This window comes from Collinsella sp. LCP19S3_F2, from assembly GCF_052121015.1.
Taxonomy (GTDB): domain Bacteria; phylum Actinomycetota; class Coriobacteriia; order Coriobacteriales; family Coriobacteriaceae; genus Collinsella.
This window is the reverse complement of record NZ_JBQKFA010000014.1, coordinates 23,042-29,883: the sequence shown is the minus strand read 5'-3', so window position 1 is coordinate 29,883 and position 6,842 is coordinate 23,042. Positions and strand designations below refer to the sequence as shown.

Sequence of the window (6,842 nt, the reverse complement as noted above, 5' to 3'; positions counted from 1 at the left end):
GCGTCGACTAAACGTGCAGCGTGCGCGGGCCCTCCCGACGGGAAACGAAAAAGCCCGGTTTAAAACCGGGCTCGAACAAACACGCCTATTGACAATGGCTTTCTCATATTAAAAGGCGAGCGCGTCAACGGGGAATATCCATACGGCTATATCCCAGACCCGAACAACCGCCACCACCTTATACCCGACCCGGAAACCGCGCCGATTGTCAAACAGGTTTTCGCTATGTTTGTTAGCGGCGTGCGTATGTGCGAAATCCAAAAATGGCTTGCGGAAAACAAAGTCTTGACGATTGGAGCGTTGCGCTATCAGCGTACAGGACAGGCGCGGTATCAGCGGGCAATTAGATGTAAAAAGTATCGCTATCTAACCCCAGCAAAAGAGCCATCAGTCACTTTGTCCCGTCCGCGTTTTAGCTTGGTTGAGCTTTATTGGCCCGAAGCCATGCCCATGCCGTAGCCGATGATGAGACCATGCATCTCGGCGTAATAGGAATCAAGGCCGTTGCAGGGCATGATGATAGTCTTGGAGCCTGGCCAGTGCTCCACAATGCGGTCGGCAAGCGCTTGGGCTCCAGCTTCGTTCTCAACGTGATCGATGATGACCTCGCCGCCCGTGAAACCCTCGGCCTCCATGGTGTCGACAATCTTGGTGAGCATCTTCTTTTCGCCACGCGTATGCCCAACGAGTTCAATTTCGCCCGCTTCGCTCGCCGTGCCCAAAATGCGGATGTTGAGCTTGTTGGCAATAACACCGGCCGCCTTGGGGATACGTCCGGCCTTCGCAAGGTTTTCGTAATTGCATAAACTAAAGAGGATCTTGCTGTTCTGCTCCAAGCTATCGAAGTAGGCGCAGGCTTCCTCAAAGGAGGCATCCGGTTTACTTGCAAGATAGCGATCAAACAGTAAGAAGATCAGGTCCATCTTGCCGCCTGCTGCGCGCGAATTAACCAGGTGAATCTTACGATTGGGCTCTTCGGCAAGCACCATGTCACGCGCAGTGGCCGCGGCATTGTAGCTTCCCGAGACGCCCTCGGAGATGGGCATGCAGATCGTCTTGTCGGCGAGCTTAAAGAGCTCAGCCCACTCCCCTACGCTTGGGCAGGAGCTCGATGATGCGCTGGATTCCGATTGAATGGCAACATTAAGCTCGTGAACATCGAGCGAGAGATCGTCGACAAATTCACGCTCCCCCACTCGGATCTTAAGGGGTGCAAATGCAAAGGTGGTATGAGGTGCGGTTGGTTGCCAATCGCGAAGATTGCAGCTCGAATCTGAGATGAGTGCCCAGCTCATTGAGGGTCCTTTCTAGTTGTTCCTCAACAATTATAGCTATCTTTTGGATAGATGCTGCGCATATCTAGTATTCAAAACTAGATTGTAGTTTACACACAAAATGGGCGGTCGAGATAAAACAATGGACCTCGCTCCCAAAGGATACGAGGTCCACTTTCGTTAGCTGAGTTAAAAACACTTAATAGCGAACGAAAATATAATTGTTGTTCATGCCAGCGGCAACGGAGCTGATGATAACGCCCGTGCTGTAGTCGGAAGCATGGATCATCTGGCCGTTACCAATGTAGATGCCGGTGTGGTAAGAGTTAACAACGACGTCGCCCGGCTGAGGATCAGAAACACGGGGCCAACCCATGAAGGTGCCGGTAGTGCCCAGGCGGCAGTAGCGACCGGTGAGGCAGTAGCTTACAAAGCCGGAGCAGTCAAAGCTGTTCGGGCCAATACCGCCCCAGGAATAAGCGCAACCAAGCTTGCTATAAGCGCGAGAGACAACGCTGCCGCCGTCAACGGACTGGCTCGGCGCGGAAGGGGCCGGTGCCGGGGCGGGCGTCGAGGGCTGCGGCGTGGGAGCAGGAGCGGGAGCGGGCGCAGGAGTGTTGCCGCCGCCGTTGTTGGTCGTACCGCCACCATTGTTGGTGTTCTCGGTCGTACCGGCGGTGTCGTTGCTCACCGTGGCCTTTTCGGCGGTGCTGGCATTTATGCCAGCCTGCAGCGCGGCGTTCGCCTCGGCCTCGGCAGCAAGCTCGGCCTGCAGCTGTGAATCCAGGGAGTTCACGACACTCTGGGCCTCAGCCTGCTGGGCGTTGAGTTCGTCGACCTTCTTCTGCGTCGCGGCGACGTTCTTCTCCTGCTCGGCCTGCTTATCGGTGAGCTGCTGCTTAAGGTTCTTGACCTCCTGAATGGTCTGGGCCTGCTTGTCGGAAACCTTGCCGTAGTAGAACAAACGGTTGAGCATATCGCCCAGATCGTCGACGCCCGTCAGAACCTGAAGGAGACTCAGACCGCCGGTCTTGTACTCACCGGCAACGTAGGACGAAAGCTTTGCCTGGCCCTCGGCAATCTCTTGCTGCTTTTGCGTGATCTCGCCTGCAGTCTGATCAAGCTCCTGCGTCTGAGCGGAGAGTTCTTCATGAATTTGCTGGGTTTGCGTACCGATCTGCTCGAGTTTTGTACGAGCGGCGGCAAGATCGGACGCGGTATCGGCATAGACAGGAGCCGCGAGGCCCAAGCCCAAAACACAAGCGAGGGTTGCCGTAGCTGCGCAGCGTGCCATGTTTTTGTGCGTGTTTGCTGTGCGCATGGAGCTTCCTTTCCAGTATCTAAGGGTAGCGGCTAGTCCACCGTTACCAGGCTAAAGAGCTCAACGTCCTCGTTAGAAGGCGTGAGCTTCTTGCGCGGATTAAGAAACGCAAGCTCAAGGATACAACCATAACCTACGAGCTTTGCGCGCATATCTCGCACCAGTTTACCTGTTGCCTCGACGGTTCCGCCCGTCGCGACCAAGTCGTCCAGAATCAACACGGTATCTTTAGAGCTGATGGCATCGACGTGAATCTCAATCGAATCGGTTCCATACTCGAGCTCGTATTCCTGGCTAACGGTCTTACGTGGCAGTTTTCCCGGTTTACGTGCAGGAACAAAGCCCGCGCCGAGTGCCACGGCAACAGGCACGCCTACCATAAAACCGCGAGCCTCGGGTCCTACAACCTTAGTGATGCCCATACCGGAGAAATGCTCCGCTAGCGCGTCGACCATGGCTTTAAGTGCTTCGGGATTGCTAAAGAGCGGCGTGATGTCCTTAAAGACGACTCCGGGCTCGGGATAGTCGGGGATGTCGACGATGTGAGATTCGAAGTCGTACATGGTGTGACCTTTCATGGGAGGCTGGTTTGTAGAAGCATTTATTTGTCCGCGCTGGCGGTGCCGGTGTGCGAGGGGGCGACAACCTTAAGCGGCTGCACGAGGGATTCCTCGCGCACGGGGACCGCGGAGGCAGATGCCTCTTCGCTTTTGGCCTTGGTTGATTCGGAGCGTGCGATCTCCTCATCGAGGGCATCGATATCGGCGTCCTCGACTACGGCGTTGAGTGACTCAAATACGCGGTTCTTGAGCAGCGCAGTATGCACGCCCTCGGTGAGGTCATGTAACTTCTTAAACGCGCGTTCGAGCTTGGCATCACGTTCGTCATCGGAGGTGTCCATGCCAAGCATACTCACGAGCACTTGCTCGAACATCGAAGACTCGCGGTTGGCGGATGATACGTACTGACGAAGGTTTCGCGGCTCGATATGAAAGCGTGACAGTTCAGAACAGTAGCGGATAATCGGAAAATCGCGCCCGTCGACGAGCTCGCGGTTCTGCGGACTCTTGATAATGCGAATCAGGTCGTTTTCGGCCAAGGAGCGAATAAACGAGATCTCGACGCCCAACATATCCGGAATGGTCTCGATGGGGTGCAGTTTCTGCTTGGTTTCCTTTGGTTCCGTCTTGAGCGGAACATCGGACAGCAGACCCACCTCGTAGGCAAGCGTGGAGAGATCTGTGGCGTTTTCCAGACGTTGCTTGATCACGTTGAGCGGCATGTAGCGCGTCTTCTGCAGGTGCAGAATGACCTCTAGACGGTCAACGTCCTCCTTGGAGTATTGGCGATACCCCTTTGGCGTACGATGAGGGGTGATGAGCCCCTCATCTTCTAGAAATCTAATTTTTGAGTTCGAAAGATCGGGGTATGCGCCTCGAAGTAAATTGACGACTTGGCCGATACTCAGATAGTTGCGTTCGGCCATGCCCTACTCACCGGTTTCGATGCGCTCCGGCGTGCTCTCGTGGTAGATGAGCGTGAACGTACCGATCTGGACTGAAGATCCGTCGTGCAGCGGGGCGGCATTGACGATAGCGCCGTCAACCCACGTGCCGTTGAGCGAGCCTAAGTCCTCGATGCGAGCAGCCAGACCCTCGCGAATAATGCGTGCGTGGCTACGCGATACGGTCATGTCATTGAGGAAAATGCCGTTTGCCGGATCGCGGCCAATGGTGGTCACGTCATCCTCGAGTTCAAAGGCAGCACCGGTCTGCGGCCCCTTGACAATAGACAGAACGGGGGCAGTGATGCGAACGTTCGCCATAAGATCGGGAACGGTAACGTCGCTCGAAGGCACACGGAAGACGCAGGTTGCGTCGGCAGTCTTATCGTTTTGAGGCATATTGTTAACCATGTTGTCCATGACAACCCCTAACTTAACGCGGACATGCCGCAAAGAATGAACTGTACGTAATAATACCCCAATGGCTTAGTCTTCGATTTCGGGGTTAAGAAAGTCGACGTCTTCGTCCTCTGGATGCGAAACAGCCTGTTTAATGGCCGCTCCGCCCTTAATGGAATAGATGACAGCGGTGAGCATGGAAAAGATGACGCCGCCATACACAAAAAAGATGCCAAGCGGTACCGAGCTGCCGTTGAGGCCCGGGAAGGCCGTGAACGTGGCGGGCAGCAGATGCCAGCCGTCCACGACGGGAAAGCCCAGCAGCATGAGCGAGAAGCCGGTCATGAGCAGCGCCGTGGCAATCTTGCCGGGAAATACTACGTCGATGGGGCGGCGGTGGTAGTGGCGCACGATGAGCGTGCCGATGCCCAGGTAGATATCGCGCCCAATGATGAGCACGCAGACCCAGATGGGAAGCTCGCCGCGAACCACGAGACCTAAAACGCCTGTAAATAGCAGCGCACGGTCGCAGATGGGATCCATAACCTTGCCGAGCCACGAGACCGTTTTAGTCATGCGGGCAATCTGACCGTCCATCCAGTCGGTGGAGGCCGCGATGGCATAGATGACAATGGCGACGACACGGTTGTTGTCCGTCACAAACAGGTACAGGAAGACCAGCGTGAGGACCAGGCGCGTGAAGGTAATGAAATTGGAGATCGTGAAAATCTTATTCGACGGGTAATCGGAGGTGCCGATAAGCTCCTTTTTGATCTTCTTTTTGATGCCCACAGGACTCCCCCGCTGGTAAACGACAAAACTCTCGATACTATACCCGTTCTGGCGATGTCTATCCAGCGCGAGCATAGAGAGTCCAGACATGTGGAGGACGGTATCGGCCGGGATGTTTATCGCTTTTGTGTACATCAGCCCCCAAAGATGCCAAAAAATAACGGCGATGGTGAGGTGCTCTTCGCGTCAAGTCACTTTGCTTTCGAGCGCAAGGGACGCTCGAGCCAGGATGGAGAGGGCGAAAGCTACACCCTCACCGACCTCGACGGGGTCAATCGCATCGACTGCAAAAGCGGCTTCGGGTTCTACGCAGAGCCGAGGGCCGAGTCACAGTGGGCAGCAGCAAAGCGTGGTCCTGGACCTTCGCCAACGTTTCGCTGCGCAAGCTCTTTGAAGCATCGCTTGCGACGGGAAACCCGATAAGGTGGAGCTAGAGATGGCGGCGTTCACCTTTTGGTTCCACCCGCCAGCACCTCCCCTCTTGATACTGCAAGGGTTTCATTGTGGTGATAGACCGATACCGTTCATCGTTGTTTCGGGTTCGTTCGCAAAGTCGTGAACGCACTCCCCTCTTGTTCAGCGCATAATGGCGCACCGTATGCGGCTGAGCGGCCGCACGCTAAAGGAGAGGTGCCCGCATGGGCATCGAGAGAGAGGATGCAGTATGAACCTGAGGGAAAAGTACGGTGAGTGGGGCCTGATCCTGGGCGCGACCGAGGGCGTCGGCAAGGCGTTCTGCGAGAAGATCGCCGCCGGCGGCATGAATGTCGTCATGGTCGGCCGTCGCGAGGAGAAGCTGAACGTGCTCGCCGGCGAGATCCGTGAGACCTACGGCGTGGAGACCAAGGTCGTGCGCGCCGACTTTAGCCAGCCCGACGCTGCCGAGACCGTCTTCGCCGCGACCGAGGGCCTGGACATGGGCTTCATGAGCTACGTGGCCTGCCTGCACAGCTTCGGCAAGATCCAGGACACTCCCTGGGAGAAGCACGAGGCCATGATCAACGTCAACGTCGTGACCTTCCTCAAGTGCTTCCACCACTACATGCGGATCTTTGCCGCCCAGGACCGCGGCGCCGTGATCAACGTCTCGTCGATGACCGGCATCAGCTCCAGCCCCTGGAACGGCCAGTACGGCGCGGGCAAGGCCTTCATCCTCAAGATGACCGAGGCCGTGGCCTGCGAGTGCGAGGGCACCGGTGTCGACGTCGAGGTCATCACCCTCGGCACCACCCTAACCCCCAGCCTGCTGTCCAACCTCCCCGGCGGCCCGCAGGGCGAGGCCGTCATGAAGATCGCCCTCACCCCCGAGGAGTGCGTCGACGAGGCCTTTGAGAAGCTGGGTAAGGAGCTCTCCGTCATCGCCGGCCAGCGCAACAAGGACTCCGTCCACGACTGGAAGGCCAACCACACCGAGGACGAGTACATCCGCTACATGGGCTCGTTCTACCGCGACTAGCGGCTGCCGCGGCGCGTGCGCGAGGGCACGTGCGGGTTCGCAGGTAGAGATGCGAGTGCGAGGGTTTCTTTGCGGGGGCGTGCGGATGCGGCGCCT

The 6,842-nt window shown here is 56.9% G+C and carries 7 protein-coding genes; 1 reads left to right on the top strand and 6 read right to left on the bottom strand.

Going from position 1 to position 6,842, the window contains the following annotated elements; translation table 11 throughout:
* Positions 1-428 precede the first annotated feature (428 nt).
* The 6 genes from ACTQX9_RS09075 to ACTQX9_RS09050 all read right to left on the bottom strand — a co-directional run bounded on the left by ACTQX9_RS09075 (position 429) and on the right by ACTQX9_RS09050 (position 5,290).
* Positions 429-1,295, bottom strand: coding sequence for a DegV family protein (locus ACTQX9_RS09075; protein ID WP_427726790.1), 867 nt, complete (start codon positions 1,293-1,295; stop codon positions 429-431).
* Positions 1,296-1,473: 178 nt separating this feature from the next.
* Complete coding sequence (locus tag ACTQX9_RS09070; protein WP_441541298.1) at positions 1,474-2,595, bottom strand: coiled-coil domain-containing protein; 1,122 nt, start codon at positions 2,593-2,595, stop codon at positions 1,474-1,476.
* A gap of 32 nt (positions 2,596-2,627) precedes the next feature.
* On the bottom strand, positions 2,628-3,158 hold the full coding sequence (locus ACTQX9_RS09065; RefSeq protein WP_441541296.1) for an adenine phosphoribosyltransferase: 531 nt from the start codon (positions 3,156-3,158) through the stop codon (positions 2,628-2,630).
* 38 nt (positions 3,159-3,196) lie between these two features.
* Positions 3,197-4,081, bottom strand: a complete 885-nt coding sequence (gene ftsR, locus ACTQX9_RS09060; protein ID WP_154516382.1) for a transcriptional regulator FtsR — start codon at positions 4,079-4,081, stop codon at positions 3,197-3,199.
* 3 nt (positions 4,082-4,084) lie between these two features.
* On the bottom strand, positions 4,085-4,519 hold the full coding sequence (locus ACTQX9_RS09055; RefSeq protein ID WP_195838557.1) for an FHA domain-containing protein: 435 nt from the start codon (positions 4,517-4,519) through the stop codon (positions 4,085-4,087).
* A gap of 66 nt (positions 4,520-4,585) precedes the next feature.
* Positions 4,586-5,290, bottom strand: a complete 705-nt coding sequence (locus ACTQX9_RS09050; RefSeq protein ID WP_441541294.1) for a CDP-alcohol phosphatidyltransferase family protein — start codon at positions 5,288-5,290, stop codon at positions 4,586-4,588.
* Positions 5,291-5,954: 664 nt separating this feature from the next.
* Here ACTQX9_RS09050 and ACTQX9_RS09045 point away from each other — a divergent pair.
* Positions 5,955-6,746 (top strand): 7beta-hydroxysteroid dehydrogenase, encoded by a 792-nt coding sequence (locus ACTQX9_RS09045; protein ID WP_154516391.1) that lies wholly within the window; start codon positions 5,955-5,957, stop codon positions 6,744-6,746.
* Positions 6,747-6,842: the final 96 nt, after the last annotated feature.

What these genes read in the sequence shown, in the direction of transcription:
- ACTQX9_RS09045 (WP_154516391.1), top strand. Translation starts at nt 5,955, where the DNA reads ATGAACCTGAGGGAAAAGTACGGTGAGTGGGGCCTGATCCTGGGCGCG.
- ACTQX9_RS09070 (WP_441541298.1), bottom strand. Translation starts at nt 2,595, where the DNA reads ATGCGCACAGCAAACACGCACAAAAACATGGCACGCTGCGCAGCTACG.
- ACTQX9_RS09055 (WP_195838557.1), bottom strand. Translation starts at nt 4,519, where the DNA reads ATGGACAACATGGTTAACAATATGCCTCAAAACGATAAGACTGCCGAC.
- ftsR (WP_154516382.1), bottom strand. Translation starts at nt 4,081, where the DNA reads ATGGCCGAACGCAACTATCTGAGTATCGGCCAAGTCGTCAATTTACTT.
- ACTQX9_RS09075 (WP_427726790.1), bottom strand. Translation starts at nt 1,295, where the DNA reads ATGAGCTGGGCACTCATCTCAGATTCGAGCTGCAATCTTCGCGATTGG.
- ACTQX9_RS09065 (WP_441541296.1), bottom strand. Translation starts at nt 3,158, where the DNA reads ATGTACGACTTCGAATCTCACATCGTCGACATCCCCGACTATCCCGAG.